This window comes from uncultured Shewanella sp., from assembly GCF_947497935.1.
Taxonomy (GTDB): domain Bacteria; phylum Pseudomonadota; class Gammaproteobacteria; order Enterobacterales; family Shewanellaceae; genus Shewanella.
In genome coordinates this window covers 297,758-324,439 of record NZ_CANMIO010000005.1, presented here as the reverse complement: position 1 = coordinate 324,439, position 26,682 = coordinate 297,758, and the positions used below count along the sequence as shown (strand labels likewise).

At 43.5% G+C, this 26,682-nt stretch carries 25 protein-coding genes, 1 tRNA gene, 1 pseudogene and 1 riboswitch; of the genes and pseudogenes, 19 read left to right on the top strand and 8 right to left on the bottom strand.

Annotated features, from left to right (window positions below):
• Window positions 1-272 precede the first annotated feature (272 nt).
• Window positions 273-349, top strand: a tRNA-Met gene (locus tag Q1A86_RS08435).
• A gap of 707 nt (window positions 350-1,056) precedes the next feature.
• Here the strand turns inward: Q1A86_RS08435 and Q1A86_RS08430 are convergent.
• Complete coding sequence (locus Q1A86_RS08430; protein WP_299805313.1) at window positions 1,057-1,302, bottom strand: helix-turn-helix transcriptional regulator; 246 nt, start codon at window positions 1,300-1,302, stop codon at window positions 1,057-1,059.
• A 406-nt stretch (window positions 1,303-1,708) separates the two neighbouring features.
• Between Q1A86_RS08430 and Q1A86_RS08425 the strand changes: the two genes are divergently transcribed.
• The 6 genes from Q1A86_RS08425 (at window position 1,709) to Q1A86_RS08400 (ending at window position 6,500) form a co-directional block, all read left to right on the top strand.
• Entirely contained in the window at window positions 1,709-3,286 is a 1,578-nt protein-coding gene (locus Q1A86_RS08425; protein ID WP_299805310.1) for a reductive dehalogenase, read from the top strand.
• Between the two features lie 10 nt (window positions 3,287-3,296).
• Window positions 3,297-3,575 carry a hypothetical protein gene (locus tag Q1A86_RS08420; protein ID WP_299805307.1) on the top strand — a complete coding sequence of 93 codons (279 nt, stop codon included), beginning with the start codon at window positions 3,297-3,299 and terminating at the stop codon, window positions 3,573-3,575.
• Window positions 3,576-3,652: 77 nt separating this feature from the next.
• A complete protein-coding gene (locus Q1A86_RS08415) occupies window positions 3,653-4,849 on the top strand; it encodes an FMN-binding protein (RefSeq protein ID WP_299805303.1) in 1,197 nt (398 codons plus the stop codon).
• A gap of 68 nt (window positions 4,850-4,917) precedes the next feature.
• The gene (locus Q1A86_RS08410; protein ID WP_299805301.1) at window positions 4,918-5,085 is read left to right on the top strand and encodes a hypothetical protein; all 168 of its coding nucleotides are present in this window, start codon (window positions 4,918-4,920) and stop codon (window positions 5,083-5,085) included.
• Between the two features lies 1 nt (window position 5,086).
• Window positions 5,087-5,695, top strand: coding sequence for a hypothetical protein (locus Q1A86_RS08405; RefSeq protein WP_299805299.1), 609 nt, complete (start codon window positions 5,087-5,089; stop codon window positions 5,693-5,695).
• A gap of 301 nt (window positions 5,696-5,996) precedes the next feature.
• Window positions 5,997-6,500: a hypothetical protein gene (locus Q1A86_RS08400; protein ID WP_299805297.1), complete on the top strand. Its 504-nt coding sequence runs from the start codon at window positions 5,997-5,999 to the stop codon at window positions 6,498-6,500.
• 97 nt (window positions 6,501-6,597) lie between these two features.
• On the opposite strand, the gene Q1A86_RS08395 is transcribed toward Q1A86_RS08400, so the two are convergent.
• Window positions 6,598-7,533: a LysR family transcriptional regulator gene (locus Q1A86_RS08395; RefSeq protein WP_299805295.1), complete on the bottom strand. Its 936-nt coding sequence runs from the start codon at window positions 7,531-7,533 to the stop codon at window positions 6,598-6,600.
• 128 nt (window positions 7,534-7,661) lie between these two features.
• Window positions 7,662-8,564 carry an ABC transporter substrate-binding protein gene (locus Q1A86_RS08390; RefSeq protein WP_299805292.1) on the bottom strand — a complete coding sequence of 301 codons (903 nt, stop codon included), beginning with the start codon at window positions 8,562-8,564 and terminating at the stop codon, window positions 7,662-7,664.
• Between the two features lie 189 nt (window positions 8,565-8,753).
• Here Q1A86_RS08390 and Q1A86_RS08385 point away from each other — a divergent pair, with 189 nt between their 5' ends.
• The 9 genes from Q1A86_RS08385 to Q1A86_RS08345 all read left to right on the top strand — a co-directional run bounded on the left by Q1A86_RS08385 (window position 8,754) and on the right by Q1A86_RS08345 (window position 18,150).
• Window positions 8,754-9,638: an ABC transporter ATP-binding protein gene (locus Q1A86_RS08385; RefSeq protein WP_299805289.1), complete on the top strand. Its 885-nt coding sequence runs from the start codon at window positions 8,754-8,756 to the stop codon at window positions 9,636-9,638.
• Window positions 9,635-10,630 (top strand): ABC transporter permease, encoded by a 996-nt coding sequence (locus Q1A86_RS08380; RefSeq protein ID WP_299805287.1) that lies wholly within the window; start codon window positions 9,635-9,637, stop codon window positions 10,628-10,630. Before Q1A86_RS08385 ends, Q1A86_RS08380 begins: the two co-directional genes overlap by 4 nt.
• A gap of 321 nt (window positions 10,631-10,951) precedes the next feature.
• Complete coding sequence (locus tag Q1A86_RS08375; RefSeq protein ID WP_299805285.1) at window positions 10,952-11,866, top strand: DmsE family decaheme c-type cytochrome; 915 nt, start codon at window positions 10,952-10,954, stop codon at window positions 11,864-11,866.
• 12 nt (window positions 11,867-11,878) lie between these two features.
• Window positions 11,879-13,885 (top strand): MtrB/PioB family decaheme-associated outer membrane protein, encoded by a 2,007-nt coding sequence (locus Q1A86_RS08370; protein WP_299805284.1) that lies wholly within the window; start codon window positions 11,879-11,881, stop codon window positions 13,883-13,885.
• Between the two features lie 474 nt (window positions 13,886-14,359).
• Entirely contained in the window at window positions 14,360-14,791 is a 432-nt protein-coding gene (locus Q1A86_RS08365; protein WP_299805283.1) for a hypothetical protein, read from the top strand.
• A gap of 228 nt (window positions 14,792-15,019) precedes the next feature.
• Window positions 15,020-15,204: riboswitch (cobalamin riboswitch) on the top strand.
• Between the two features lie 116 nt (window positions 15,205-15,320).
• Window positions 15,321-15,524: a hypothetical protein gene (locus tag Q1A86_RS08360; RefSeq protein WP_299805282.1), complete on the top strand. Its 204-nt coding sequence runs from the start codon at window positions 15,321-15,323 to the stop codon at window positions 15,522-15,524.
• On the top strand, window positions 15,514-16,419 hold the full coding sequence (cbiB, locus tag Q1A86_RS08355) for an adenosylcobinamide-phosphate synthase CbiB (protein WP_299805280.1): 906 nt from the start codon (window positions 15,514-15,516) through the stop codon (window positions 16,417-16,419). The genes Q1A86_RS08360 and cbiB overlap by 11 nt, the downstream gene beginning before the upstream one ends.
• A 14-nt stretch (window positions 16,420-16,433) precedes the next feature.
• A complete protein-coding gene (gene cobD, locus Q1A86_RS08350; RefSeq protein ID WP_299805277.1) occupies window positions 16,434-17,600 on the top strand; it encodes a threonine-phosphate decarboxylase CobD in 1,167 nt (388 codons plus the stop codon).
• A 1-nt stretch (window position 17,601) separates the two neighbouring features.
• Window positions 17,602-18,150, top strand: coding sequence for a histidine phosphatase family protein (locus Q1A86_RS08345; RefSeq protein ID WP_299805275.1), 549 nt, complete (start codon window positions 17,602-17,604; stop codon window positions 18,148-18,150).
• Window positions 18,151-19,017: 867 nt separating this feature from the next.
• On the opposite strand, the gene Q1A86_RS08340 is transcribed toward Q1A86_RS08345, so the two are convergent.
• Window positions 19,018-20,946 (bottom strand): radical SAM protein, encoded by a 1,929-nt coding sequence (locus tag Q1A86_RS08340; protein ID WP_299805273.1) that lies wholly within the window; start codon window positions 20,944-20,946, stop codon window positions 19,018-19,020.
• 521 nt (window positions 20,947-21,467) lie between these two features.
• Between Q1A86_RS08340 and Q1A86_RS08335 the strand changes: the two genes are divergently transcribed.
• A complete protein-coding gene (locus tag Q1A86_RS08335) occupies window positions 21,468-21,767 on the top strand; it encodes a hypothetical protein (RefSeq protein ID WP_299805271.1) in 300 nt (99 codons plus the stop codon).
• A 379-nt stretch (window positions 21,768-22,146) separates the two neighbouring features.
• Here the strand turns inward: Q1A86_RS08335 and brnQ are convergent, their stop codons facing one another.
• Window positions 22,147-23,421: a branched-chain amino acid transport system II carrier protein gene (gene brnQ / locus Q1A86_RS08330; protein ID WP_299805268.1), complete on the bottom strand. Its 1,275-nt coding sequence runs from the start codon at window positions 23,419-23,421 to the stop codon at window positions 22,147-22,149.
• A 594-nt stretch (window positions 23,422-24,015) separates the two neighbouring features.
• On the opposite strand from brnQ, the pseudogene Q1A86_RS08325 reads away from it, so the two are divergent.
• A pseudogene (locus tag Q1A86_RS08325) lies at window positions 24,016-24,102 on the top strand (transposase); the annotation flags it as partial.
• Between the two features lie 23 nt (window positions 24,103-24,125).
• Entirely contained in the window at window positions 24,126-24,299 is a 174-nt protein-coding gene (locus Q1A86_RS08320; protein ID WP_299805265.1) for a hypothetical protein, read from the top strand.
• Window positions 24,300-24,374: 75 nt separating this feature from the next.
• Here Q1A86_RS08320 and Q1A86_RS08315 read toward each other — a convergent pair whose 3' ends face one another.
• The 3 genes from Q1A86_RS08315 to cobO form a co-directional block, all read right to left on the bottom strand.
• Window positions 24,375-24,854, bottom strand: coding sequence for a YbhB/YbcL family Raf kinase inhibitor-like protein (locus Q1A86_RS08315; RefSeq protein WP_299805264.1), 480 nt, complete (start codon window positions 24,852-24,854; stop codon window positions 24,375-24,377).
• Between the two features lie 86 nt (window positions 24,855-24,940).
• Window positions 24,941-25,984, bottom strand: a complete 1,044-nt coding sequence (locus tag Q1A86_RS08310) for a TIM barrel protein (RefSeq protein WP_299805262.1) — start codon at window positions 25,982-25,984, stop codon at window positions 24,941-24,943.
• 78 nt (window positions 25,985-26,062) lie between these two features.
• Entirely contained in the window at window positions 26,063-26,647 is a 585-nt protein-coding gene (cobO, locus tag Q1A86_RS08305; RefSeq protein WP_299805260.1) for a cob(I)yrinic acid a,c-diamide adenosyltransferase, read from the bottom strand.
• Between the last annotated feature and the right edge of the window lie 35 nt (window positions 26,648-26,682).

The following is a 26,682-nucleotide window of genomic DNA, read 5'->3' as shown; positions in this document are numbered from 1 at the left end:
CGGGATGGAGCAGTTTGGTAGCTCGTCGGGCTCATAACCCGAAGGTCGTTGGTTCAAATCCAGCTCCCGCAACCAATTCTTTTATAGCAGAATTAAATTAGTTATTACGTAAAATACGGACGCGGGATGGAGCAGTTTAAAAGCTACTCGGACTCAACTCTTTATAAAAGCTAGGCGAAGGTCGTTACCAGTTCTTTTATAGAAAGTAATCCAGCTCTCGTAGCCAATTCTTTTATAGCAGAATAAAAACAGTTATTAGCGTTTATTACGGACGCGGGATGGAGCAGTTTGGTAGCTCGTCGGGCTCATAACCCGAAGGTCGTTGGTTCAAATCCAGCTCCCGCAACCAATTCTTTTATTAAAGAATAAAGTGATATGTAGGCCAGCGAAAGCTGGTTTTTTTGTATCTGAAATTCATGGATGAAGCTCTTGTTGCTTCAAGAAGTGAGTTCACTCCTACAGCGAAAGGCAACATGGACGCGGGATGGAGCAGTTTGGTAGCTCGTCGGGCTCAGCTCTTTATAACAGTTTGTCGAAGGTCGTTGCCTATTCTGTTATAGAAAGCTATCCAGCTCCCGCAATCAATTTTACGGTTCAATTAAAGTGAGTGATGTGTAGGCCAGCGAAAGCTGGTTTTTTTGTGCCTGAAATTTACAATATTAAAGCAGATATTAGCGTTAAGTAAAATGCAGTCGCGAGATGGAGCAGTTTGCTAGCTCGTCGGGCTCAACTTCTTATAACTGCGTAGCGAAGGTCGTTGCCAATTCAGTTATAGAAAGCTATCCAGTTCCCGCAACCAATTTTTACGAATCAATTAAAGTGATTGTTATGTAGGCCAACGAAAGCTGTTTCTTGTGCATCTTAATCATCATTATCTGTTAATGATGATTAAAAGCTAGCATGGATAACACAAAGTTACTGTCAGGAGTAACTCGTGATGCCTGTATTTATGTTGCTAAAAATTAATTATTATTAGGATGGCACATGTTGCAATGCTATTAATGGGGGCTTTCAAAATTCCCCCTGTGTTATGGACAAATATAGGCCTGCAATAGGTTACTTCAATTCACCTAACGTATGGGCAAAGCTGATTAGTTGCACGCGATTTTTTGCGTTAAATAACTCCTTAAGCTTATTTTGATGATAGTTAACGCCACTTTCTGAAATCACCAGCCTTTCACCTATCTCATCACTAGATAAGCCCACTTCGGTTAGTTGTAGCACTTGCATACTCTTATCCGAGAGACAATTATAGTTAGTGATTGGATTAAGTTGCGTAATACAAGTGCCGTTAAACAGCATGGAATAGAGCTGCTGTTGATGATCTTTTTTTCTAAAACCTTAATGGATCTGTTAGGTTTTTTTGACGAAATAGTAGTTGTGATCTTGCTCTAATTTTAACGTGTATATCAGTCAAGAAACCCAAGCGCCTCAGCATATTTTAGTAACGGGAAGAGGTTGATAAACGCAAGCTAGTTCACAAAAGCATATATTGATTCCGTACATCTTTATATCGATACCAACACTAAAACCCAATCTGGTTCAGGGTTGTATCAGTTTCATTTCTTAAGTTATCAAATCGGAAATAATCAGTTTCCTTAGATCCTATATTTCTCTTAATTTCACTCACATATACTCGGCCAACATAGTTAATTACAAGCGTAAGTTGTTTTGTATTAACAACTTACAAATAAAGCTGGAGAGTATAATGACCGAAAGTCGATATCGAGAGAATGAACATTCAGTCTCACATGACACTGATGAGCTTGATAATCCTGAGCGCCGTAAATTGTTCAAACGTGCAGCTATTGGTGGGGGAGCGGTACTGGCTGCGGGGATAGGAGTTTATGGTGCTGGGCGAATGGCGATTGAGGGAAGCGTCAATAAACAGTGGCCTATTTTAGCGGATGATTTCAAGCCGTTTCGTGGAGAAAACTTGATGTTCTCTTATGCTGCGAGTCCGTCTCAAATGCTCAGACGACCAGAGATAAACGAGCAATTTGGGCGTTTAGTTAAGGGGAATCCCAATTATAACTTCCAGTTGCAAGTACCACGTTTCGAAGAAAAAGGTTGGGACAATTCACGCATCGGCTTCACTCAGTTAGATCGTTCACTTTCCCATGCATCTTGGCTACCCGGTTTTAAATGGGATCTACGTCTCGGCGCTTTTGGTGTGCCACAGACGGTATTTTATTCTTGGGATCAGTCAGATGTAGAGCACGAGCAATATAAGTTTGAAACTCAGCATCAAGCAGCTAACGCTATTCGCAGCGCTGCCCGTCTATTTGGTGCCGCACGTTGTGGTATTACGCGACGCGATAAGCGCTGGGACTATGACCCGATTTATCATGCCGGCCCCTCAAAAGAGATGTTTGAAGAGCTACATAACCGTAAGATCCATAAGTTAGAGGGACAAGCTGAGATGGCGGTTGCTATGCAGGCGTTAATCGAAGAGTTTAAGCCAGTAGAAAAGGAAATGTCGTGGGAGAAGGACTTTCCGTTTGAGCCGAAAAGCGTCATTGTCATGGCTGTCCCTATGGACTACGACAACATGGCGTCGGCACCTTCTTTTACCTCGGGTGGCACAGTGGGTGACGGTTATACCAAGATGGCGACATTGGCTTCACAAATGGCCAAGTTTATCCGCGGTCTTGGTTATCATGCCGTTGCCTCGGGTAATGATTTAGGTAACAACGTGGCATATGCAATCTCCGCAGGCTTGGGTGAAGGTTCTCGTTTTGGTAGCTTAATTGTACCAGGTTACGGGCCACGAATTCGCTTGTGTAAAGTCTACACTGACTTTGAATTTGTGGAATATGACGAACCACACTCATGGGGGATAGAAGAGTTCTGCAAGAGCTGTAAAGAATGTGCCCACGCTTGCCCATCCGATGCGGTTTCTATGGATGATGAACCTACCTTTAAATTCGCAGGTGAACATTCAGAACAACCGGGCTACAGCTGGAGTAATCATGAGGGGATTAAGAAATTCCACGGTGACTCAAAGAAATGTTTTGACTATTGGCTTGAGAGTGACAGTGACTGTGGCGCCTGTATTGCAGCTTGTACCTTTAATGAGCCTGATTTCTGGCATCACTGGATGATAGTTGCAGCTAATCCATTTATTCCCTCAGTACTGCATAGCGCTATGTCAAAGATGCATCCAGCCTTTGGTTACGGTGCGACTGAGGATCCTACCAAAGTGACTAAGTTCTGGAATACAGGTGAGGGGATGCGTGTTAACCCAACAAGCCGTAATGTATTCGGTGCCGTAGGCCAATCTTAAGGAGTAACACATGGAATTGCTTGAATTTTTCATACTAGGAGTCATGTTCACTGTTGGCGTATTTGCCATGGCTTACATGTCTATTAAAATCTCAATGCCTTGGTTTGCCTGGGCAGGAATGATTGGTGGTGGTCTACTTTTCTTATTTGGGCTCGCTTGGGCTGGGAGTTCCTTTGTTGAAGACATTCCGCAATCTGGCGCACTAGGCTTAGCGATATTTTGTATGCCAGCACTGCTACTTATGGCCTTGATCTGGCGGAAATTTGTACCTAAAGGGTTTAGGTTTTAGCACCTAAGTCTTTATGGGACGGATGGCGCTTAGCGATCCGTTCCTTACTCCCTATTAAAATCTGAGCTATAGCAAACATGAAATTTAACCTCTTTCCTTATATAAAAGCGTTCGCCTGGCTTAGCCTTGCTGCAGCCTTTGTCATAGGCCATGTGAGTAATCAAGTCGATTACGATGAGTTACTTCAGCAGGCATTTGCAGATAGCCACTTGCAAAAGTCTGTAACGGATAACGGGGATCTATTCCTCTATGATGTTAAATCCACAGATTTAAAAACCGTAACGGAAGACGAGCGCAAGTGGATCGTTGTTGGTACGGCACAAGGTTATGGTGGACCATTAGTGGTGGCAACATCGCTACGTGAAACGGCATCAGGAGTAATAACCCAAGACGTTCGCTTACTTGCCCATAAAGAAACACCGCCATATGTGGAACGTTTAGTGAAGAAACAGTTCTTCCGTCAACTAAATGATCGATCTGTATCCGATGATTTCTTACTCGGGCAGGGGGTTGACGCTTATTCAGGTGCAACAGTCACAGCAAGGGCTGTAAGTCAGGCAATGCGTAGCTCGGTACATGTTATGGCGACCGATAAATTGGGTTTAGCTCCTACGTGGACCGACGACCCTTGGGGATTTGGCTGGCAAGAATTAGGCATGCTTTTACTGGTTGCAATAACCCTGGTTATTAGTCTTAAGAGCAAGCATAAATTTATTAATTCTCTGAAAGTTATATTGCCAATAGCCGCTTTGATCTTCGTCGGGTTTTATACCAATGCATCACTAAGCGTGGGTAGCTTTGCCGGTCTTTTCTTGGGGTATTTCCCGGGGCTCAAACAACACCCTATCTGGTGGATCTTAATGGGCACTATTGTTATTGGCATTGTCTTGATGGGGCGTAACCTCTATTGCAATAAGCTTTGTCCATATGCTGCGGTGCAATCACTGCTACACAGGATAACGGGCATTAATATGAAGGTGCCTAAGTGGTTAATTAAGCATGGACGTAGCTTTATTTTATTAATGATTTGGACTGCATTCATGCTTATTTTTCTTTCAGGGCATCCGGCTTTGGGCAGCTATGAACCTTTTTCTATGATGTTCGCTTTGGAAGGCGTTGGATTGCAATGGTATATCTTGCCATTGTCATTGTTTGGCGCGTGTTTCATTCCAGATTTCTGGTGTCGATATTTTTGTCCTGTAGGGCTGATTATTAACGAGTCAGTCAAACTAAGAAGAAAGGCACTAAACCGTTTTAAAAAGCAATTTAGCTAATCAATTTCAGATTAAGTATTTATGCCTGCTCATTCTATTGCCTGAGCACACATTTTTAAGGAACGGCTATGTCTAGACAGCGAAACCGCGATGATTCAAGCGTAATTAGCAAAGTGTTAAGTATCACCACCCTTGTACTTATAGGTTTATTTTTTATCGAATCTGTTGAGCAGCTACTTGCTGATGATTTTACTTCACGAGTCATTATTAACTTTGAAAAATCTTGGAGATCATAAAGTGAAATTTGGACATGTTACTTACTTAAGCTGCAATCATTGTAATAAAGCTTTATCTCATCACCCAATGATCAGTGTCGATGGCCGCCATGCGGATTTATGGAGTGATGGCTACTTCGATAGCCCTATGGTTCCCGAGCCTATTTTAGTTGCCAGTTGTGGTCATTGCCAAAGTACAGTTTGGATCCCAGAACTGATAGCCTGTGATAATCCAATTGATGCTAAGGAGTATAGCGCGCTAACTGAACCGCAGATGCTTGCTTGGCTGATTGAAAATGGCGCAACGCCCTCCGAACATCAGCTGTATATTCGACAAAAGTTATGGCAGCGCAGTAATCATGCATATCGACTCAATGAAAAATGCATTCAATGGAGTGATGTTGAGGCTAGTAACCTTACAAGGCTACTGGAGCAGTTGGACATGGCGGCCACTTCAGAGGCTTTGATGGCTGTTGAAATTTATCGTCAACTAGGCAATTTCACTAGGGCTCAACAACAACTTGAGCTGATCAGTTCTGCATTGCCATTAGACTTAATTACACAAGTCATTGAGCGTATTGAGGCTAAGGATCGCCGAGTTTTCCGTCTTGAAATGACCACGAGTTACTAGCGTGGACTTGCACATTAATAAGCATTCAAATGCAGACATGAACGCGACTATTGCCCTAATCAAAAACGACCCGAGAAATAAGGTTGTCGGTCGCAAGTGCAAACAGGAATTTCCAAATTATATTCTTGATAGCTTACGTGAAGAGCTAGGACTCAAAGGGATCTGGTATTGCTATGATATAGCTCACCCAGACAATTGGTCTCCCCTATCGAAGAGTCGAAGCACTGCAATCAGGCGTTTTGTAAGAAGGCGCCGACTTTACGCTAGTAGCAGTTCGAGCATCGCACTTTGGTACCAGCAGATGGAACATTACCCAAAATTAAAGCATGTAATGGAAGGTATTTGGCAAAATGAGATCTACTTTTGGCCGATGAATGAACTAACAATGCTTATGAACCGGGCCCTTGAACATGCAGGGGTGGCCAGTTTGGTATCGATTACCGTCCGGTGTCCGTTAACAACTGAATTCAGAGGACGATTTACGCTATTAATGGCTGAACAGCAGGGCGAGGTTAATTTATTAAAATTAGAGGTTTTGAAAGAAAAACTCGTTCAAGTTCAGCGAGATATCTCAATTGAACTTTCTAAAGAGATTAACCCGCTGCTCGATTACAATATCGTCAGTCCTATGTCGGTCTATATACTGAAATTAATGGTATTAGGGCACACTAGAAGTGAAATATCGAGCCAGCTTAGATTGAGTGCGGGGGGAATTAATTACCATTTGAATTCATTGAAACAATCCCTAGGAAGCTTCACAACGACGCAATTGGTATATAGGGCGACTCAGCTACAGCTGATCTAATATAAGCAATAAACTCGACAGGTGTTTGTACAGTACTGCGATACTTTCAAAATCAGCGCCATAGGTGTTGAACAACGCCTATGGCAAACGCGTAAACTTAGCATCTTGCACATTTGTCAGGCTTAATGGGGGCAGGTTTACCCATTAATTCACTTTGTTTGACCATATCAATAAACAGTCTCAATCTTTGGTTTTCGTAGGGCGTTCTAGGATAAATAGCCCAAAGAGGACCAAGACTTGCGTGGCGGCGATCAAACAGGGGGACTAGTTCGCCACTGGCGACATGTTCATGGCAGAAAAAGTCCGGTAGCCAACAGATCCCATGGCCTAAGAGTGTCATTTTTAAAGCGGCTTCAGCTTCATCGAGGTATAACTGACTCTCTACTTGAAGCAGCTTCTTGTCATCACCGTCCTGCCAAAGCCATTCACCCTCAGCTAAATCGGTATAGTTCAATGCGATAAGGTTATGCAGACTAAAGTCTTCAATAGATTTTGGTGAGCCTTTACGCGCAAGGTATACAGGGCTCGCATAGAAGTCTCTATAGGATAGAGTTAGAGGCTCACAGATAAAGCTTTTATCATCAATAGGCTTAGTGTTGAACATGATGTCGACATCAAATTTAGTCGCATCTGGAGCTGCCCAGGTGGATTTCATTTCAAGTCGAATACTTGGGTAAGCTTCCATAAAGCGTGAAAGCACTGGGCCAGCGAGAAGCCGATTGAATAAACCCAGTGCACTTATTCTAAGGGTTCCTGCAGGCTCAACTCCAGCAACTTTCATCTGCTCTATGGCCGTTGCCCAGCGCTCTTCGATAGAGAGACTATGCTCCATAAAGGCCTTTCCTTCATGAGTTAAGGTTAGCTTTCGGGTTGAGCGATGGAACAGGATGACACCAAGATGACCTTCTAGCTGTTTAACTCGACGTGTGACGTTGGGGCGTAATAGCTGCAGTGAATCTGCTGCACGAGCAAAACTGCCGAGACGCGCAATTTGATTGATCAATTTAATGTCGTCTAGGGTGATCTGATGCATAGAAGATTTGTATGTGAGTTGAATAGATTAGCAGACTAACAGTAGAAGGAGGTGAACCCAATATCAGCTTGATTCTTCTACTGTGTATTTGCTGTAACTTTGAATTATATCAATGTTTACACGTTGGTTTATTTGTTTTGCTTCGGCCCATAAATCGCTTCAGCCAACAGTTTGGCTGCTTGAGGGATACTAGGGCCTGCTTGTTTGGTGACGGCAGAGTCGATAAATCTCACCGCGTCATTGGTTACCGCATTGACCTTAGCCGCACCTTCACGGCTCTTTACTTCGTTTATTGTCGTTGTTCCGCTCCCAGCTTCTGGGCCTTGAAATATTGGGCCTGTGGCATCTGGCCACATTGGCAGTAAGATCACATCAGGGTTGGCTTTGACGACCTCGGTCCAGCTCACCATAGGTGCTATGCCTTCACGCTCGGCGAAGATAGGCGTTGCGCCAACAAGTTTAAGTAACTCTGTCATATAGGAATGTTTACCTGGGACACATTTATAGAAGTAATTAATCTCGTAGTAGACTTTTGGTGACGGTTGAGCTCGGTAGTGGACTGCGATTTCATTTAATTCACTTCGAATCGATGTTACTAGTTCGTCTGCTTGTGCTTGATGCCCGATGGCGTCCCCTAATAAATCTATCTTGTGGTACACCTCCTCAAGGCTGGACTCTTCCATATGGATCACCGAATAACCTAGTGCTTCGAATTTGGCTTTTAAGCCAAGTTGTAAACTGGTGGCGGTGAGTACTAGATCGGGGTTTAAGCGTGTGACGTTATCAACAGTGATATCGGTGAATCCGCCAACTACGGCAATCCGCTTTTGTTTAACACGTAAGGGGACTTCTGCTGGAAAACGCGCATAACTTGTCACACCCACTAAGTCATCTATTGCACCAATCTCTGCCACAGTATGGCTCCAGTTAGGTGCGAGTGAAACAATTCTAAGTGACTGTTTGTCCGCACTGAAGGCAAATTGCGGACCCAGTAGCAGTGAAGCTAAGAGTAAGATCTTAAGTAGGCGCATGGTAAATCTCGAGATTACGAATATGTAGCGATCATGAGCAGATCTTCAATAAAGACAAGTGAGTCAAAACAGGTTTGCGTACCAGCACACAAATATGAATCTAAGAATAAAAGTCTGTTAAAAACCCCAGTGTTTTTTATAAGAACACTGCAGACAATACAAACCCTTATTAGCAATCTCGAGGTTGTATTGTCAGTATTATTGAGTGTGCGTGACCTAACTCACCGTTACGGTGATTTTACTGCGGTCAATAACATAAGTTTAGATATTCAGGCGGGTGAGTGTTATGGCTTACTAGGCCCTAATGGCGCCGGAAAGTCTACAACGCTGGAGATCCTTGAAGGCTTGTTAAAGCCAACTCAAGGTCAAGTGCTGTACCGAGGCCTGCCTATCGGGAAAAACTTTAAGCAAGAGGTCGGCATTCAGTTTCAGTCGACAACCTTGCCCGATTACCTGACTGTATCTGATTGCCTCAAGCTATTTGCCAGCTTTTATCAGAGTCACATGCCTATCGCACACCTGATACACCAGTGTCAGCTTACCGAGATTGCCGACAAATTACATTACAACCTGTCTGGAGGTCAGAAACAGCGCCTGTTACTTGCGCTGAGCTTGATAAACGATCCTACCTTACTGTTTCTCGATGAACCCACAACAGGGCTAGATCCCCAAGCTAGATTGCACTTTTGGCAGTTAGTTAGAGAGATAAAACAGCAAGGTAAAACCATCATTCTTACCACGCATTACATGGAAGAAGCTGAGCAACTGTGTGATCGGATTGCGATTATGGACAGGGGGGAGTTTATCGCAGAGGGGACACCAGCAGCTTTGCTGGGGGATAATTTCCTACCACAAATTGTCGAGCTTGATGGTATTTACTCGCAGCAAGACTTCGGTGCACTTCCCGTTCGCTTAAGCCAATGTGCAGGGCGAACGCGGGTAGAATGTCACTCTTTTAACGATCTTTTACCTGCGCTTAGTATGAACACATCTGCTGCCAATGGTATGGCCATACGTAAACCTAATCTTGAAGATCTCTTCTTAAAGTTAACCGGTAATGAGCTTCGTATATGAATGCACTGTTTGCACTGATCAGTGCGCGTAACATTGAGTTTTTTAGAGACCGCTCCGCCTTAGGCTGGTCACTGCTATTCCCAATTATCATAGTCGTGGCGCTGGTGCTGGTTTTTGACGATGATAATTCAACCTTGTATCAAGTTGGCGTTTATGGTGACGCTACTGGTTATTCGGCGCAGCTAGATACGCTGAAATCGATTAAGCATATTGAAATCATTTATTACCAAGATTTAGAAGAGGCGAAGCACAAGGTTTCTCGTCATCTAATTGATGGTTTAGTCAGTGGTGATAACTACTGGGTCAACCCTGACAGTGCTCAAGGCTACATTTTAGAGCAAGTGATCTTGGGGAAGCTGCCGGAATTACAAAAGAGTGCGATCACAGGTAAGGCTGTTCGACATGTTGAATGGCTACTGCCCGGCATTATCGGGATGAACATGATGTTTTCTGCCCTCTATGGTGTGGGATATGTCGTGGTGAGATATCGCAGAACGGGCGTATTAAAGCGCCTTAAAGTGACCCCTTTATCAGCGTGGCAATTTTTGGCATCGCAGCTGCTCTCTCGCCTAGGCGCAACGGTATTATCAGCGATTATTGTATTTGCGGTGATCGCATTGATGTTTGATATCCGCTCTCAAGGCAATGTCTTGTTATTAGTTCTCAATACCCTGTTAGGCAGCGCCGCGATGATCAGTATCGGTTTGTTGGTTGCCAGCCGTACGTGTTCGGATGAGTTGTGTAATGGCCTGCTAAACGTGATTTCTTGGCCGATGATGTTTCTATCTGGGATCTGGTTCTCTCTTGAAGGGAGTACACCATGGGTCCGTTTCCTAGCTGACTGCTTACCCCTAACACATATGAATGATGCCAATCGCGCTGTGATTATTGATGGTGCAGGCTTCTTCGATATTGGTGATCACCTACTATTTTTGGTTGCGATTATCCTCGTCTGCTTAGGGGCGGCGAGCCGCAGTTTTCGCTGGGATTAATTCGAGCGGCTCAGCAACTTTTTAGAGTGCTAAGCCGCGGAATATTTAGAGGTTAAGTCATATTATTTTTTGATTTGTGGCAAACGGTTATAGCGCTTTATCTGTAGATAATTGCTCTACAGTGCATAACTGCCAAAGGTGTAAAAACTGTGTCAATATCGCAGCAACTACTAGCTGTGAAAATATTTAACAGCATAGTTAACACTTTGGCAAAAGCTGTCATAAATCATAGAGTATATATTTCTTTAATCCTCTAGCCTTAGGCTGAAATAACTATATTTCAGTTAGTTAGATTTTAATAATTAAAAAACTTTACGGCAGATGATGATGAAAATATTTAATGTTATGGGTGTGGTGCTCGTGCTTTTATCTGGAGTATCTACGGGGGTCGCAGCCGATCCTCTCGATACGTTAATGAAAAAATTTGAAGAGGGGAATTACTCTAAGAAGGGTGCAGACACATGCATTATGTGTCACAAACGCTCTGATAAAGTGATGGCCATCTTCGACAGCGTGCATGGTCAAGCGGGCAGTAAGGGCCCAATGGCGGGTCTTCAATGTGAAGCGTGTCATGGTCCGCAAGGAAAGCACAAAGGCAAGAACGAACCTATGGTTAGTTTTGGTGAAAATTCACCATTAACCGCGCAGATGCAGGATTCAGTTTGTACTGCCTGCCATAACGACACTGCTCAAATGGCGTGGCACACCTCTTTACACGCAGAGCAAGATGTGAGTTGTGTGAGTTGCCACGAGATCCACGTTGCTCAAGATCCTGTCATGAATCCAAGCCTGCAAGTAGACACTTGCGTGAGCTGTCACACTAAAGCTAAAGCTGACATGAACAAGCGCAGTGCTCATCCATTGAAATGGGGCACCATGGTGTGTAGCGATTGCCACAACCCACATGGCAGTATGAGCGAGCATGAACTTAAAGGTTTTGATACCAACCAAACTTGCTATGAGTGCCATGCTGAAAAACGCGGTCCATTCTTATGGGAACATGCGCCAGTGATGGAGAATTGTGCAAATTGTCATGATGCTCATGGCAGTGTTAATGCCGACTTGCTGAAATCTCGAGTCCCTATGTTGTGTAAGCAATGCCACGCCGGTGACGCTCATGCGTCAACAGCACCTGGTGATAATCAAAGTATTCAAACTGGCGGCCAAGGTTGCTTAAATTGCCATAGCCAAATTCATGGTTCGAACAATCCATCTGGCAAAGCCTTTCAGTTCTAAGGGGACAAGTATATGAAATTCAAATTAAGTATCGTCGCCTTAGCATTAGCGACTATCAGTAGTGGGGCAAGTGCCTTCGATTTCGGTGTCACAGCCGCAAAATCTGCGAAACAAGAAAGCAGCTGGAAGTGCAGTAAGTGTGTGAGTCCTTCGCAGGTGTTAGGCAGTGTTAGCTTAGAAGCGGGCATGTTAGACAGTGATGATGACCACGCAGCTAACAGCCTACGCTATACCGATGGCTTTGCTGTTGGTGTTAATGCCGATACGGTGATGAATAATAATGGCTACCGCACCAAGGTCTACGCTGATGGACTGGGCAGCGAGCAAGCGTTAGCTAAATTAAAAACTGGCCGTTTAGGTCAGTGGAGTGTTGAAGCGGGCTATCAAGCAAGTAATCAGTATGATGCTGACAATGCTCAAAGTCGTTGGTTAGCCAATGGTGGCAACTTGATTGAGCAACAGCGGTTAACCACTCAAGAGTTAGCCCTTGAACGTCAAAAGTTTACTCTTGAAGCAGACTTTAGTCATAACCGCTTTGGTAGCTATGTGGCCATGAGTACTGAAGATAAAACCGGTAAGCAGCGCAGCAGCATGACAAACGGCAGCATTGATGCGATTAACATTGCAGCGCCAGTCGATCACACAACGCAAAACTTACGTGCCGGCATTAACCTTAAGGGAGTCAATTGGTTCACTGAGTTAAGTTATAACGGCAGTTGGTTTGACAATAACATCGATAAACTGTCAATCGAGCAGCCTGGTTTTGCTGATGCGGCTCAAGCTGTTGATAACCAAGCCCACTTTGTGACTCTGCAAGGAAATTATATCTTTGACCGTAGTTATATCGCAGGGCGCGTGGCCAGCGGTAATATGAGCCAAGATGGTGATTTTATCACCTTAACAGGTGTTGCTGACGGTAACCTAGGCGCCGATGCTGAGGTTGACACCTTAGATGCCAACCTAAAGTTCTCTAGTCGCGTAATGAAAGGACTTCGTCTTAATGCATCGGTAGATTATTCAGATCGAGATAACAACACAGATCTTCATGAATATGAGCAGGTAAGTATCGATGGTGTGACTGGAGAGCTTGTTCAAAATACGCCATATGACACAACTCGCAGTGCTTACAAACTCAGTGCAAACTACCAGCTAATGGCGGGTCAACGCATTGAAGTGGGCTATGATCGCATTGAAACAGAGCGTACGAATCAAGACCGTGAAGAAACCGATGACAACATCTTCTGGGCCCAATGGCGCGCGACTGGCTTTGACATGTGGGATCTACGTGTAAAAGGCAGTTATGCAGATAAGGGCGGTTCGCAGTTCTTGTATAACGACGCGGTTAATGGCTCTGAAGATCAGTTAATGCGTAAATATTATCTAGCGGACAAAAAGAGCAGCAAAGCAGAAGTATTTGTTACGCATACGCCAATCGACAGTATTGCCATTAGCGCACATGGCTACTATTCGCTTGATGACTACACCAATTCGAGCATAGGTTTAACTGAATCGAACAATTATGGTTTTGATTTAGGCCTAAGCTGGCAGGTAACTAAGGACTTGTTACTGAGTTCAGACGGTGGTTATCAATGGTTAGATAATCAACAAGCAAGTAGCAAGAGTCAATATATCGGCTACTGGGCTGCTGATACCAATGAAGAGTTTGGTTTTGTTGGCGCTGGCTTTACCTATAGCGGCTTTAAAGATGCGGGGATCACCATTGGTGGTGACTACAATTTCGCTATCTCATTCAGTGACAGCTACCTCGATGGCAATGATGTGTTTGGCATGTATGAGTCGACAAGTCATCACGCAAACTTATACGTAAATTATGCTATTAATCAGAAGTTTGTTGTTGGACTACGTTATGAGTTTGAAGCCTATGAAGACAGCGATGATACTCAACTACCAGTTGATTATTACCCTGGAACAGGCCCGACTGGGTTAACGACGCTTGGTCTGTTAGATCATAATTACAAAGCCCATTTAATACTTGCAACTGTGCAGTATCGTTTTTGATGCAATGATCTGTAACTCACGAGGCTGCGCTATTGTCGTCCCTGCAAGGCATACTAGCTGTAACTGAGTGTGGTACACAAAAATGATCATATAAAAAAGCAAGGCGCTTTTAAATGCTGTTTAAGAGCGGCATTTTTAAGTGCACGAGCTAAAAAAAGTAAGTTTCATTAAACTTGCTCCCATCTTTACCGAGAATAGAGGCATCTATTCTCGGTTTTTTTATGTTTCATTGTATTTTATTTAATTTTTATCGGTGACTAAAAGCTATTTCGATGAGCGGCCTTCGTATTAATTAAAATAGGTGAGCCAGTTCGCATTGAGTAAGTAAAATGAATTTTACTGTTAAATGTAACAGCGAAAAATAGCTATTTATTATTATAGACTCTGGAAGTTATCAGGGGCCAATAGGCTCACTTAGGGGGAGTAACCTCCATCATACAGCTATATAAGATAATACTTTTATAGGAATACTATATGTTCAAGTTTAAATATATCAGCGTTGCATTATTGGGCTCGGTACTTTTCTATCCATATGCCGTGCAAGCAGGCGCTCCATTGTTGGAGGAAAAAAGTGCACAACAACTGATGACTGACCCTATATTGCAAGAAGAGATGAATAATATTAAAGAGCAAACCCAATGTGAAAGTTATTTATACCAAGCTGATAAGCCTCTCGTGGTAGCGACTAGTAGTGAGCTGTTAGGTGTTAGTTGTCCTATTGCAAAACAATTTATTCAACTAGAGCTGGATTTGGAACTCGTACCTCTGTATAACGCTGAAAAAGGGGGAGTTATGCTCCGCTTTGAGGTCTCAGGAAGTTATTATATTTTAGCTTTAAAGGGTGAGGTGAGCAGTTGCAGTAAAAGTGTAAAATCTTCAGCAAAACGATTGGCACCTCTTCTTTAGCTTGTATTAATAAAATAATTTAAAGCGTTCAGTTTAACCTTAGCTTAGTTAAACTGAGCACTATAATCGTATGAAACTCACCTGATTTTTTTTGTTTGATTGTTGATTTTCCTACTGCCTACCCAGCTCAAAATTAATAGGCTTAAAACGGTGACTCAGATCTCACTGAGTGGTTTGAATGAATTTTACTGTTGAAAGTAACAGTGATTAACCGACCGTTTTTATTATAAAATATTACGTTAGCAAGGAGCCGTAAGGCTAATGGGGGAATCGGATGAAATTTCCGGACTGTACCCGCAACTGTAACCGGCACATTTTCATTTTCTTATCCAGTTAGCCATCACGGGCTCTAGTAAAAAAGTGCAAAGTGAAAGCTTGAAGTCAGAGTACCCACCTTGATAGTCAAAGCTGTAAAACTGGGCGGGCGCTCTCGGTTTTGTAAATTCACGCATCTGTTGCTCACGCGTGTGTTTCGCCCCTGTTTTCAGCATCTTTTATCCGTTGGGTTATTTATGATGCAGAACTATCAATGAATCACTATTCAAATGTTGACCTAGGTACTGGTCTATCTTTCTACGCCGTAATTGTTGGCGCGATACAAACAGCCCTGTTCGCCATTAGCCATAGAACGATAGTAAGTAGCTTCATATCTTGGCACTTATATTTAGCCGCTACGGGGCATTTTGCCGCAGAGATTCAGCAGAAGTGGGAGCGATACTCTTATGTTGCTTGATCCACTTTATAGCGCAGGGATAATTTCCCTTGCGCTACTACTCGATAAACTAGTGGGTGAAATCCCCCGTTTTCATCCCCTAGTGGGGCTTGGCCGTTATGCGAGTTGGATTAAACTGAAGCTGTGGCGATCAACAAAATCCAGAGGCATTTTAGCCGTATCTCTAGTGTTGTTGCCGTTATTGCCTTTGTTATTACTGCCGCGACTTTGGTGGTTAGATGTACTGGTACTGTATTTTGTTATCGGTGCGCGAAGTCTATCAGAGCATGGTAATGCAGTAGGTGACGCACTTAAGCTTGGCGATTTAATTCTTGCTAGGCACAAAGTTAGCATGATCGTTAGCCGTAAAACTGAAAACCTAACAGAACAGCAGGTGGTTAATGCCACGCTCGAGTCGGTGCTCGAAAATGGTAATGATGCCGTTTTTGGGGCGCTGTTTTGGTTTACTGTCGCAGGCCCGGTCGGTGCTTTGCTATATCGATTTAGTAATACCTTAGATGCCATGTGGGGTTATAAAAACCAAACCTATCTTGAGTTTGGTTGGTGTGCGGCAAAACTCGATGATTTACTGAATTTTATTCCCGCACGTTTGTGTGCTATGGCTTATGCCCTCGGTGGTAAAACGGTGATAGCGCTTAAATGTTGGCGTGTGCAAGCACCGAAATGTGCTAGTCCAAACGGCGGAGTTGTGATGGCTGCGGGTGCTGGTAGCTTAAATATTACCATGGGCGGCGCGGCAGAATATGACGGCTATATATGTGATAAACCAGTATTAGGACAAGGCCGTCCCGCAGAGGCAAAAGATATTAATAGGGCTGCAAACCTTGTCTGGTTAAGCGCTATATATTGGATTATTGCCTTGTTGCTACTGGCAGTATTAATGAATATTTTATAAGTGGTATCTAGAATATGAGCCTTTTACACCATGGTGGCCGACTACGAAGTGCAATCAGTGAGTTTGGTGGCGATGCACAAGATTGGTTAGATTTATCAACGGGCGTGAGTCCTTGGCATTATCCAATCCCAGAAATTCCCGTTGCCTGTTGGAACCGTTTACCGGAAGAGGAAGATGGCTTAATCGCTGCTGCTGACCAATATTATGGTGGACACAACGCCTTACCTGTATCTGGTTCTCAGGCTGCAATTCAGGCCTTACCTAGTGTGTTAGCCGCTCAGCGCGGCGGGCCGGGTGTTGTGCTGTTACCAAAGGTAGGTTACAAGGAGCATGAACGAGCTTGGCGCACGCAGGGCTGGCAGGTTGAATACTATGGATGCGATGTCACTCGGTTAACTGAGGAGGAACACGTCTCTGCTAACTTGGGTTTTGATTTAGAGCGAGAAGGCGATGCGAACAGCTATGCTAGTAAAGATGAAAGCACAAATGACAGCAGTCCAGCCTATCCGACAGTAGAACAAATTCAGCGATGTGATGCATTAGTCGTTATTAATCCCAATAACCCCACAGCTTGCCTAATACCAAAAGCCCAACTTAGCACTTGGTTAGATCTACTTAAAAGTCGTGATGCCTTTCTGCTTGTTGATGAAGCTTTTATGGATATGACGCCCGAACAGAGCCTAGTCGGTTCAGGCATTGATAACTTGATCGTGCTTCGTTCAGTAGGCAAATTCTTTGGACTGGCTGGGATAAGGGCTGGCTTTGTATTTGCACCGAAAAATATCCAGCTAGCGCTTCAGACTCACCTCGGCCCTTGGTGCCTAAATGGCCCAGCAAGGCATGTCTGCACTCAGGCGTTTAGTGATAATCATTGGCAACAGATGCAAAAAGAGCGCTTAGTTTTGGCCAGCAATCGGCTCGCTAAATTGTTATCCCTGTTACCGGGAGGTATCGTCGGTACAGCGTTATTTCAGACCCTTTACTTATCTTCCGCCCCTGAATGGTTCCAGTTTCTCTGTAACCATAAGGTTTTGGCTCGACTGACCGATGAGCAAGACGGGATAAGATTTGGATTACCCGCAGATGAAACCCAATGGACCAGGCTAACAGAGGTGCTGGAAGAGGCGGTCAATCACGCTAATAGTGATTCATTCGTTCAGGTTTCTAGGAAGTCACAATAGTATGAAAATCCTCTTTTGCCGTCACGGCGAGACGCAGTGGAATAAACTTGGCAAGTTACAGGGCCACCTCGACAGTGAACTTACTGCAGAAGGTGTGCAGCAAGCAAAGCAACTAGGGCATCATCTGGTGCCGTTTCGGCCTGAGCTTATAATATCGAGCGATCTTGGCCGAGCCATATCGACGGCTGAATTGGTTAATGAGCACTTGAATGTGCCCATTAAGCTCAATGCCTTATTACGAGAAAGATGCTTCGGTGAGCTGCAAGGCCTGCTAAGACAAGAGGAGCTAAATCCGCAGCTATGGCAAGCTTATGATGCGCGTTTTAATGCAAATCATATCGCCATCAAAAATGCCGAGTCAGCCACAGCAGTATTAGCGAGAGTAGAGCGCTTCTTTGCCAGTATAGAGTCGCTTGGAGTCAATACCTTGGTCGTGATTGGTCATGGGGAGTGGCTACGGGTTTTGCAAAATGTCGCCATTGGCCATGCTCCTTGGTCTGAACAACAGCAGGTGCCAGCAAACTGTGAGTATTTTGAGTTGGCACTCTAAATTATAAATTATTGATGGAGTTAATGAGTCGGTTATTGCTTAGCCGCCACATGGGAGGCTTAAGCTTATTGGCTTTAGCTCTAACTTCGGCGTGAGCTTGTTATGTAAAGTGTAAGAGTTTCAATAACCATCGATAATCAACCATTAATCACCAACTAACTAGCATGCAAACATCAAAACTTTCAAGTTCTATACTCAAAAGGCTCATTGTCCATCTTTAGTCCTGATGGTAAGTTGTTAACCTTGTTGTGGATAAGTAATACCAAGTAGTAGAAAGATTTGGTCGCTATTCTGGAGTGGTTTTGGCTGCTTGCTTCTGTGTTGAATAACCTCACAAGGGAATGGCCATTCTTTCAGTTATTCGCCTTGAATTAGTTTGCCAAAAAACGCTCTGAGTCGATCAACTTCTTAAACTGACTGGTATAACGCCGTGTGAGTTTGCACAGATAACTCTGCCTGAGTGTCTATTAGAATTCGTCTAAATAGACTTCAAAAGATCATAAAAGCTGTTTCTACAGAAGGGAGTCGAAATGAAAACAAATTCTTTATCAAATTCATCGAGATATTTTATGGGATCGAGCATCATGTTTTTAGGTTTAATTTATAATCTAATAGAGCGTGATCTGTTGGGTTCATTGAGCTTTTTATTGTTATCGACAATATTTTTATCTTTAGGCATTATCAATAAAAGAGCTGCGCTAGCGAAAAGCTAAACCGCTCAAGTGGTTTTAGTTTACATACCATCAGCTCAAGTGCTATTAGCTTAAGTGTCATTAATTGGTATAAAAAGGCCATATACTTATTAATAAGAATGTGGCCTTTAGTTTCTATTGAATCTATGGGGTTCTGTTGACTCTGCTTAAGGACTTAATCTGTTTCAATTAGATTGGTAATCGCTTTTGAGATCAGGTCTTTCTTCATTTGAGTACGGGTAACTTTTTGGTTAAACCAGAAGCTCATCGGTTGGTCAAAGCCAATACCGTGCATATAGTTGTAAATTGCCTTTCTAAGTCCTTCACCCAGCATTTCATGGTCAGTACCTGTAGGATCGGTAAAGTCGACATCATTTTCAGCGAATAAGATCTCAGGACGCTCGGCGAGGGTGATACCAAATTGCTCAGGATTGATACCTATTGGGCTGTGGATCGTGGCAACAAAACGGTGCCAGTAAGCAGATTGGAAGCAACCTTGTTGCATCATCTGACGCACCATTTCAAGTGAGTCCACTGTTTCTTGCTCGGTTTGTGTAGGGAAGCCATACATTAAATAGGCGTGAACCAATATACCCGCATCGCTAAAAGCTTTGGTGACTTGGGCGACTCGCTCAACACTCACGCCTTTTTTCATCAGTTTAAGCAGGCGATCAGACGCGACCTCAAGTCCACCGCTGACCGCGATGCAGCCAGAATCTGCTAGCAACTGGCAGCGGGCTCGACTAAAGGTTCTCTCAAAGCGAATATTGCCCCACCAGCTGATCACTACTTTACGTTCAATTAAGCGTTTTGCGAGTGCAAACAATAACTTTGGTGGTAAGGCTTCATCGACGAAATGAAAACCTGTCTCGCCAGTTTCTTCGATTAACTGCTCAATCCTATCGACTAAAACATCGGCGCCGGCAGCGTCAAAACGGTCGATATAATCTAGACTCACATCGCAGAAGCTACATTTACGCCAGTAACAGCCATGAGCGATAGTCAGCTTATTCCAGCGGCCATCACTCCATATACGGTGCATAGGGTTGAGCATTTCACATAAAGATAGGTATTCACCTAATGGCAACCCATCGTATATAGGCGCGCCGACATCACTTTGTGGAATATCGTGTAGCTCGGCATTTTCATTGAAGTGTACGAACTGCTCGCCGTTTTCATCTTCAGCGAGGAAATAGGTCCGTACTAAGGCATCGACCTCACGTTGTCCTTGAAGATATTCTAATAAAGTGATTAGAGGGCGCTCGCCATCATCGAGACAGATGAAGTCGACAAACTCAAACACTCGAGGATCTTTCAGCGCACGTAGCTCGGTATTGATAAAGCCACCGCCCATCACAATAGGGAGCTCAGGGTTAATGGCTTTACAGGTTTGTGCAATACGCAGTGCGCCAAGCATGTTTCCAGGGAAGGGTACTGTTAACGCAACCACACTCGGTTGAGTCTCTTCCAGATATTGTTCGACCAATTGCTCCAAGATTTCTGAGCTGAAACTTGGTTCATCCATCAAGGTATCGTAGAGGTTGTCAAAGCTTGGGTTTGCTGCGGCGAGTTTTTCGCCATAACGGCTCACTTCAAAATAAGGGTCGACCCCTTGAGTGATAACGTTGGATAAATCGTTAATAAACAGAGTTGCAAGATACTTGGCTTTATCTTGTACGCCTAGGTTACCAAAGGCTGCCTGCAACACATCGCCTGAAACGGTTTCCATTTGAGCAATCGCATCAAACGCAGGGCCTTCAGGTAAAAAACGACGAGAGTTAATACGCACCGCAAGGCTTGGATCTTTGCCCTGTAAAAAGCGAATAGCAGGTTCTACTGCTAAAAGGTAACGGTCAAATTCAGCGAGAAAGTTAAAGATCACATCAGGCAGTTCGTCGTCTTCAAAATGTTCGTAGTTTTCTTCAACATGCTGACGAATAACCTCAAGGGCTGGCGCTGTCATCATCTCTAGAAATAGCTCAATCGCAGGATCTCGCTGCACCGCCTCATAACCGCGAGAGCGTAAAAAGCCGGTTAAATACGCTGTAGCCGGGTAAGGCGTATTTAGCTGGGTCATAGGGGGAGTCATTAGAAGAACGGTCATAGCCTGCCTTTAAAATGTAAAACCTGAATACTCAGTCTTATATGAACGGATCGAGACTGTTCAACTCCAAACTGAGTGCGGTAATAACTACCGCCACTAAAATAGGAACGGATTCTAGCAAATGTACTCGGTAAAAACCCGAAAATTAGCTAATCGCTGGCCTGTTATTTGGATAGATTAGGTTTGAGTTGGCTTGGTATTTGACTGGCAGGCTATTTATCAGCACTTCACTTGTTATTTCTAACATTTACAGCCAGCGGTAAGCGATAGGCATTTAGATTGTTTCATTTCTTCGGCCCTCTGCGTTCTTCGTAGTGAGCATTTTTCCCTCCAATTAAGTTGGTAGCCGATTTTTGTTGTCACTAATTATTTAAAAAAGCAGCTTCAAGCATACTCTTTTGCAACTGTAATCAGACTCCTCATATGTACCATTATCGCTGTATATAAATAAAGTTTTCTGGTCATTGTGGTACCCCAGATCCAAAAGATTTTCCAATTTAAGTGTCGAAACAGGGCTATCAATGAGTGAGAAAGTAGTAAGTTCTTTAACAGAGGAAGCAATACATTTAATGGGGCATTCGTTTGGTGGTGTTATTGCATTAGCACTAGCGCTTAAGGGACATTTTAACATAAGTAAGATGTCACTATGTGAAGCCGTAGCAGTATCAGTCCTAGAAAAGAACAATGAAGTACAAGAGTTTCTCGTTAAGTACCGTCGTAAAGTATCTAAAAAACCATTGACCAGTGGAGAGGTAATTGACTTTTGGGGTGGTAAAGGTGTTTTTCAATCGCTTGCTGATTTTATTCAAGAGGGATCCTGAAGCTAATCTATGGTACAAACTTTAACGCAATCGCACATACTATATGCGATCAATTGAACAGCTAAATCCCGCATAGTAAGAAATATACCATAAAAGGGGCAAGTCAGTTTTTAGTAACTCGACATGCAAACGAGAGTATAAAGATTCTTGGTGGATCTTGTAAGCAGTAAAGTTATGGGTAATTAATCTTGGAGTTATAATAGACTGATTAACCGGGATAAAGTGCAGCTTGCTTTGGCTCTTTTGTCGTTAGCTCTGTCAGTCTTGAATTAGGGGAGGGTGGTATTAGATTGAGGGCAATTCTCTATCCGCTGGGATGTGACACAAGTAAAACAGTAAAGGGGCACAATGCCCCTATGAAGTTATGCTTTATAATAAGTTAAGATTTATAAAATGGTATTGCTTTTATCGTTGAAAGCTTAGCCAGAGAAATAACGACTAAAACAGGTAATAACCAACTCATATGGAAATCATACAGAGGAAATAGTTGATTCCAGTCGCTACCAGGCATAATGCCTTGAATGTTCAAGGTGTCAATTCCGCCAAATATCGCAGCCACAATAACCGCGATGCTATGCCATTTTGATTTTGGTAATGCGGCGCAAACTGCAATCAGAGTCACTGCTATTGGGCAAAGAATTAAGATAACAGGCAGGCTTATTTCAATAATCGTTTCTAAGCCAAAATTTGAAATAATCGTTGTTAGCAGGATGATAATAATGGAAGTTGCAGCAACTGGTGTATTGAAGGTGTTCTTATAATATTCACTGTTTGCATTTGTCAGGCCTACAACAGTTGATAGACACGTCATGATTGTGAGCGCGGCGAGAAGCATTTGCCCTGCTCGACCAAATTCACCAGCGGCGTAGAGGGATAATATTTCGCCACCATTTGTTGCTCCTGGCGCAATACCTGATGAAGTTGAACCCAAATATCCCATTGCAAAGTAACAAGTAGACATGAGAACCGCATAAATCAAAGCAATGTAATTGCTATATTTTGAGACGTGTTCTTGCTTTGTTACGCCACGGCTTCTAATTGCTTTGATGATAACCCAACCAAAGGCTACCGACGCAACGCCGTCAAGCGTCATATAACCTTGAATTAGGCCATTGGTTCCTGCTTGATTTACATATTCGCCAATAGCGTCAGTCGTAGTGCCTAGAGGGCTGACTATCGCTGCAATAACCAAAACAGAAAGCATGATGATCATCAATGGCGTCATTATCTTTCCGATGTAATCAACAAGTTTCCCTGGCTTTAACGCAAATATTAGGCAAATAAGACAAAAGATAATTGAAAATGGCAAAAGATAGTTTTCAGCGGTGAATGGCTTGATCCCAATCTCATAAGCAACAGTTACGGCTCGTGGCAGAACAAATGCGGGACCAAGTGTCGTTAGGGCTGCTATCCAAAAGGCACGATCCATCCAGCGTGGCAATCCAGCGCTTAATTCATGCATTGAAGATAGCTTTCCAAGTACGACAAGCGCAAGCGTTGGAATGCCTACAGCGGTGATCAAAAAGCCCATGGTGGCAGTGATCCAATTCTCACCTGCTTGCTGCGCCATTAGGGGAGGAAAGATTAGATTTCCAGCACCTAAAAATAGGGCGAAGGTCATAAATCCGATGGCGATGAGTTCAGTTTTTTTCAAAGTGCTAGCCTTGTTTTTTCAGCTAGCTAAGGGGATGTGTTGATTTGCCCGTCAGCTTCGCTGACGGTTAAAGGATGCCAGCCCCGGTTAAATAGTAACCACGACGACAACAACGGTAGAAGAAAATTTTCTATTATTTTTACAAAACATGTTTCTTCCCCCGCTTTAGATGAACAGTGAAATTATATGTATTAGACATAAATGTAAACAGTGAATCGCCTCAATAGAACAATCTTTAGTCAGGTGTAAATTGTTACTTTATTTAAATTTTAAGCTAATAGAAGAGCTTAGCTGTAGAACTGTGAAATATTATAAATATTGAATAGTTAATCAAGAACACAATAAAGGCAAGATTTACGAAATGATACAAGTGAAATTAGCCATATTGTGCTTGAAAAAGGACCTTTAAAATTATTGCTAGCGCAATTCTCAAAAAAATTTGCTCACCTTAGGTTCAAACCATTAACGGCAGAGCTGGGGCCGTATGTTTATCTAAAGCTCAAACCTTGAAGCTTAAACCTTGACACCCAGTATAATTAACCAGATCGACTTCTTCCGACCAAACTTTAGTTAATACTGGAGTTGGAGGTTGTTATGCCCCGCGCTAGAAGTACGCTAATTAGTTTAGAAGATACGCCGTATTATCATTGCTGTAGTAGAGTCGTACGTTGCTCATCTCTGGCAAGTCGAAAAAAGTGTTACAGATGTTAGGCGAAGGGCTTGATTCTGCACAGGTTGCTGAGGAACTCTTTATTACTCGAAGAGGGGGTGATTATCATCTTGACGTGCTAAAGGGAAGTTTGAATGCGGTGAACCGTAATCACCTTTTGATCAAAGAGTGTGCTTTAAATATTGTCGATCTTAAAATGCTGTTTTAGCTTTCTAATCCCGTAATTAATAATGCTGCTTTTATGCCTATTAGCCTGCACAAGTATTTGTTCACTAGGTTGAGCCTAGTCCCTTTGATACTTGCCAACTAATCGGTTCATGCCAATTAAGTTTGGTTCTACTTTAGATAATAGCTCTCGCATGGTTAGGCCTTCAGGAAGGTCTAACTCTTTATTTAATGCTAATACCAAAAAGTAATATAGGTGGATGCCGTGGCCTTTAGGTGGCATTGGGCCGCCGTAACCAAGTCGTCCAAAATCGTTGTGGCCTGAAGTATAAAGCTTGTTGTTCTCTTCGAGTTGGCGAATAGTCGAAGGGATGTTGTAAAGCACCCAATGTACAAAACCGTATGAGCCGTCTGCGCTCACTCGAGGGGCATCTGGATCGTGACAGACAACCGCAAATGATTTACAGCCCTCTGGAATGTTTGCCCAGCTGAGGTATGGGGAGAGGTTTTCTGCCTCTCCTGTGTGTCTGTTCGGAATTGAACCAAGTTGCTCAAAAGCTGTGCTAGAAACGGTGAGTTCGCAAAGCGCAAAGGCCATTGAGTTGCTCCTTAATCTTAAAGCTTTAACTTAAGTCGTTTTTGCTGCTATTGGCAAGCATACTCGTCATTGAGCCAATCATATCGTTAAGCTGTTAACCTTTCCCTTGGCATCTGCTGTGTTTGAAGGGCACCATTTTGCTTATCCATACAAGCCCGCTGCAGATTGATGGTTCGGCTCCACTCAAATAGGCTGTTTTGTGATACTTCATGAACAAGGTAACTGGGTTGAATGGTTTCCACTAGCTCTGTCAGCCTCACATTATGAAATCCATTGTGTGGATCTAACCGAGTGATATGTTTTAGGGCAACGTCAAATTGCTCCCAGAATCCTTGGCAGTTTTCATAATGCGATGGCGAGTGGTAAGAATGGCAATTGTTATGTTGTTCATGACCGCCTCGATTATTGCGTAAATTGCTATTAAGATGGAGTGTTTTGATCTCTTGATTCAAATCGAGCTGCTGTAAGCTGCGTTGTAAAAATTTAACGGCGTCAGTTTCATTTGTGAGCTTAGAATTTGTCGACATCATATGGCCCGTATCGAAACAGATCCCGCATTTATCGTAATTTACTAGATGTTTTAACTTGTCATATTCACATCGGCTATCTAGACGAAAACTTTGTTGCCACCACATGTTTTCAAATAGCAGCCAGCCTTTGAAATGACTCTGGGCTAAAGCTTGATTAAGCAGCTCGCTACAAGCCTTAAATGTATCCTCAAGCGTCCATGGAAACTGCTGGCAAAAAAGGTGCTCCATATCGCAGTCCATAGGATGAAATACCACATAAGGAGCATTAAGTTCTGCGGCAATGTTAAGCTGACTGACCATGATTTTGACGATATGGTCGGCATCGGTGCCACCATAAAACTGCTCAACGGTTTGCCAGTCTCCAAAGATCTGCATCAGCCGTTTACTGTCGTTGTAAAGCAGCGGCGTTAAAATGGGGAAAGATTGCAGATGAAAGCCGCCTACTAAGTCTGTCGGAATATCCTTGGCCTTAACGATACCGTGAGGATAGATCTCAAAACCCGATAACTGCATATTACTGAGCCATTGGCCCGCGTTAGCCCATGAGTCAAACAGATGACCCGGTTTTGGGGTTACGGTTATATTGGCTAACTGCTGCATTGCTTCTCCTTGCTGCTTAAAAGCAGTCTTTTAAACCTGAGTCGACTTTGTTAATTGATGGCTATCTGTATTAAAGGACTACCAATCCAAACCTTTACGTGCCATGAGTCCTTGATGAAAAGCGTGCTTTTCTGGGCGCACTTCACTTACGGTATCGGCAAGCTCTTTTAGTTCGCGGTGCGCGGCGCGGCCAGTGATGATCACTGACATCTCTTTCGGTCTCTGTTTTAGCGCATTGAGAATGTCGTTAAGTTCGAGAAAGTCCCATGTGATCATGTAGGTCAACTCATCTAATAGCACCATATCTAGCGTGGGATCTTGCAACCACTGCTTGGCTTGTTGCCAAGCTTGCTCTGCGGCGAGTTTGTCTTTGGCTTTATCTTCACTGTTCCAACTAAAGCCTGTTGCCATGGTATGGAAGGGCACACCTAGAGACTCGAGTAAGTTGCGCTCGCCGCATTCACCGACACCTTTAACGAATTGCACCACGGCGACTTTTTGCAGGTGGCCTAGGGCCCGAGTGATATTGCCAAAGCCAGCGGTTGTCTTACCTTTGCCATTACCGGTGATCACCAGTATTTGGCCGCGCTCTTCTTGGGCATTTTCCATTGCCTTTTCGACGTTCTCTTTATGCTGTTGCTGCTTTTTAGGGTGATAGCTCATTAGGTTGCCTTTTTTTGTATTCACTTTTAGGAAGC

Excerpts from the sequence above, each read along its gene's own strand:
- Q1A86_RS08310 (WP_299805262.1), bottom strand. The coding sequence starts at position 25,984 with ATGCAGCAGTTAGCCAATATAACCGTAACCCCAAAACCGGGTCATCTG.
- cobO (WP_299805260.1), bottom strand. The coding sequence starts at position 26,647 with ATGAGCTATCACCCTAAAAAGCAGCAACAGCATAAAGAGAACGTCGAA.
- Q1A86_RS08360 (WP_299805282.1), top strand. The coding sequence starts at position 15,321 with ATGAATCACTATTCAAATGTTGACCTAGGTACTGGTCTATCTTTCTAC.
- Q1A86_RS08390 (WP_299805292.1), bottom strand. The coding sequence starts at position 8,564 with ATGCGCCTACTTAAGATCTTACTCTTAGCTTCACTGCTACTGGGTCCG.
- Q1A86_RS08415 (WP_299805303.1), top strand. The coding sequence starts at position 3,653 with ATGAAATTTAACCTCTTTCCTTATATAAAAGCGTTCGCCTGGCTTAGC.
- Q1A86_RS08345 (WP_299805275.1), top strand. The coding sequence starts at position 17,602 with ATGAAAATCCTCTTTTGCCGTCACGGCGAGACGCAGTGGAATAAACTT.
- Q1A86_RS08370 (WP_299805284.1), top strand. The coding sequence starts at position 11,879 with ATGAAATTCAAATTAAGTATCGTCGCCTTAGCATTAGCGACTATCAGT.
- Q1A86_RS08365 (WP_299805283.1), top strand. The coding sequence starts at position 14,360 with ATGTTCAAGTTTAAATATATCAGCGTTGCATTATTGGGCTCGGTACTT.
- Q1A86_RS08420 (WP_299805307.1), top strand. The coding sequence starts at position 3,297 with ATGGAATTGCTTGAATTTTTCATACTAGGAGTCATGTTCACTGTTGGC.
- Q1A86_RS08375 (WP_299805285.1), top strand. The coding sequence starts at position 10,952 with ATGATGATGAAAATATTTAATGTTATGGGTGTGGTGCTCGTGCTTTTA.
- Q1A86_RS08410 (WP_299805301.1), top strand. The coding sequence starts at position 4,918 with ATGTCTAGACAGCGAAACCGCGATGATTCAAGCGTAATTAGCAAAGTG.
- Q1A86_RS08425 (WP_299805310.1), top strand. The coding sequence starts at position 1,709 with ATGACCGAAAGTCGATATCGAGAGAATGAACATTCAGTCTCACATGAC.
- Q1A86_RS08340 (WP_299805273.1), bottom strand. The coding sequence starts at position 20,946 with ATGACCGTTCTTCTAATGACTCCCCCTATGACCCAGCTAAATACGCCT.
- Q1A86_RS08380 (WP_299805287.1), top strand. The coding sequence starts at position 9,635 with ATGAATGCACTGTTTGCACTGATCAGTGCGCGTAACATTGAGTTTTTT.
- Q1A86_RS08315 (WP_299805264.1), bottom strand. The coding sequence starts at position 24,854 with ATGGCCTTTGCGCTTTGCGAACTCACCGTTTCTAGCACAGCTTTTGAG.
- cbiB (WP_299805280.1), top strand. The coding sequence starts at position 15,514 with ATGTTGCTTGATCCACTTTATAGCGCAGGGATAATTTCCCTTGCGCTA.
- Q1A86_RS08335 (WP_299805271.1), top strand. The coding sequence starts at position 21,468 with ATGAGTGAGAAAGTAGTAAGTTCTTTAACAGAGGAAGCAATACATTTA.
- Q1A86_RS08430 (WP_299805313.1), bottom strand. The coding sequence starts at position 1,302 with ATGCTGTTTAACGGCACTTGTATTACGCAACTTAATCCAATCACTAAC.
- Q1A86_RS08320 (WP_299805265.1), top strand. The coding sequence starts at position 24,126 with ATGTTAGGCGAAGGGCTTGATTCTGCACAGGTTGCTGAGGAACTCTTT.
- Q1A86_RS08395 (WP_299805295.1), bottom strand. The coding sequence starts at position 7,533 with ATGCATCAGATCACCCTAGACGACATTAAATTGATCAATCAAATTGCG.
- cobD (WP_299805277.1), top strand. The coding sequence starts at position 16,434 with ATGAGCCTTTTACACCATGGTGGCCGACTACGAAGTGCAATCAGTGAG.
- Q1A86_RS08400 (WP_299805297.1), top strand. The coding sequence starts at position 5,997 with ATGGAACATTACCCAAAATTAAAGCATGTAATGGAAGGTATTTGGCAA.